The sequence below is a fragment of the Streptomyces sp. MnatMP-M17 genome, from assembly GCF_900091995.1.
In the GTDB taxonomy this organism is placed as follows: Bacteria; Actinomycetota; Actinomycetes; order Streptomycetales; family Streptomycetaceae; genus Streptomyces.
This window is the reverse complement of sequence record NZ_FMDK01001288.1, coordinates 1-1598: the sequence shown is the minus strand read 5'-3', so window position 1 is coordinate 1598 and position 1598 is coordinate 1. Positions and strand designations below refer to the sequence as shown.

Annotated in this window: 2 protein-coding genes; both read left to right on the top strand. The window is 71.3% G+C overall.

The window, feature by feature from the left end:
* Nucleotides 1–975: SLC13 family permease (locus tag GA0115259_RS38640; protein ID WP_093605306.1), on the top strand; the 975-nt coding region annotated here is incomplete at its 5' end.
* A 63-nt stretch (nucleotides 976–1038) separates the two neighbouring features.
* Nucleotides 1039–1542 carry a universal stress protein gene (locus GA0115259_RS38635; RefSeq protein WP_093605304.1) on the top strand — a complete coding sequence of 168 codons (504 nt, stop codon included), beginning with the start codon at nucleotides 1039–1041 and terminating at the stop codon, nucleotides 1540–1542.
* Nucleotides 1543–1598: the final 56 nt, after the last annotated feature.

The window sequence follows — 1598 nt, the reverse complement described above, 5'->3', positions numbered from 1 at the left end:
GGCCGGCCGCGGCGGCTGCTGGGCGGAGTGTTCGCGGTCGCCGCCGTCATCACCGCCGTACTCAGTCTGGACGCCACGGTCGTCCTGCTCACTCCGGTGGTCTTCGCGACCGCGGCTCGCGTCGGCGCCCGTCCGCTGCCGCATGTCTATGCCTGTACGCATCTCGCGAACTCCGCGTCGCTGCTGCTGCCGGTCTCCAATCTCACCAATCTGCTGGCCTTCACCGCCAGCGGGCTCTCCTTCACCCGGTTCGCCGTGCTGATGGCCCTGCCGTGGCTGGCCGCGATCGCCGTGGAGTACGTCGTCTTCCGCCGCTTCTTCGCCGCCGATCTGGCCGCCGGCGCGCATGCGCCGAGGACGGACGTGCCGCGCGAGGTGCCGGTGTTCACGCTGGTGGTACTGGCGTTGACGCTGACCGGATTCGTGGTGACGTCGTTCGCCGGGATCGAACCGCTGTGGGCCGCCGTCGCCGGTGCGGCCGTGCTCGCCGCCCGCGCGCTGCGGCAGCGCCGTACGACGGTGGCCGGGCTGGTCCGGGCCGCGTCACCGCTGTTCTGTCTCTTCGTCCTCGCGCTCGGCGTGGTCGTCAAGGCGGTGGTCGACAACGGTCTTGACACCGGGATCGACCGGCTGCTGCCGGACGGCTCGTCGCTGCCCTCGCTGCTGGCGATCGCCGCGATCGCCGCCGTACTGGCCAATGTGATCAACAACCTGCCCGCGATCCTGGCGCTGCTGCCGGTCGTCGCGCCCGCCGGACCGGGACAGGTGCTCGCCGCGCTGATCGGCGTCAACCTGGGGCCCAATCTGACCTACGTCGGATCACTGGCCACTCTGCTGTGGCGCCGTGTCCTCCACGAGCACGCCACCGAGCCGGAGTTGGGGCACTTCACCCGGCTCGGCCTGCTGACCGTGCCTGCCGCGCTCGTCGCTTCGACCGTGGCACTGTGGGGCACGCTGCAAGTGATCCAAGGCTGACTCCATGTCGGCCGAGCCCGTGCCGATGAGCCCGTGTCGGAGGCTGACGCCGTGACCGTACCGATGCCCGATTCTCCGGAGACCGGTCCGTCGGAGACCTGGACTGGTCCGTCCGGAACGGATCCGAAAGGAACCGTTCTCGTCTGGATCACCGAATCCACCTGGCCCGCCTGTGTGGACGCGGCCCGCGAGCGCGCACCGCACGACGCGGTCGTCCTGCTCCATGTGAGTGACGACGAGGTCGCCGCCGCGCACCATGCCTACGAAGGGCTCCTCGGCCGAGGCCACCGGCCCGAGCGCGATCCCGGCGCCCGTCTCGAAGCACTGTCGGGCACGGCGGCGGCCGATCTGCTGGAGGCCGCCGCGCACCGGCTCGGACGACCCTGTGAACTGCTCGACCACCATGGCCGCGCGGAGCACGAGGTTGTGCGCGCCGCGGCGGACGCGGCTCTGCTGATCTGCGCGCGGGACGGCGAGCGCGGCCACCCGGGACCGCACAGCCTCGGCCGCGCCACCCGCTTCGTGGTCGACCACGCGGAGTGCCCGGTGCTGCTGGTGTGGCCCTAGGGTCTTTCGTTTGGATCTTGCTGGGCTCGCGTGCCCGCGGTGACATCAGCCGCTGC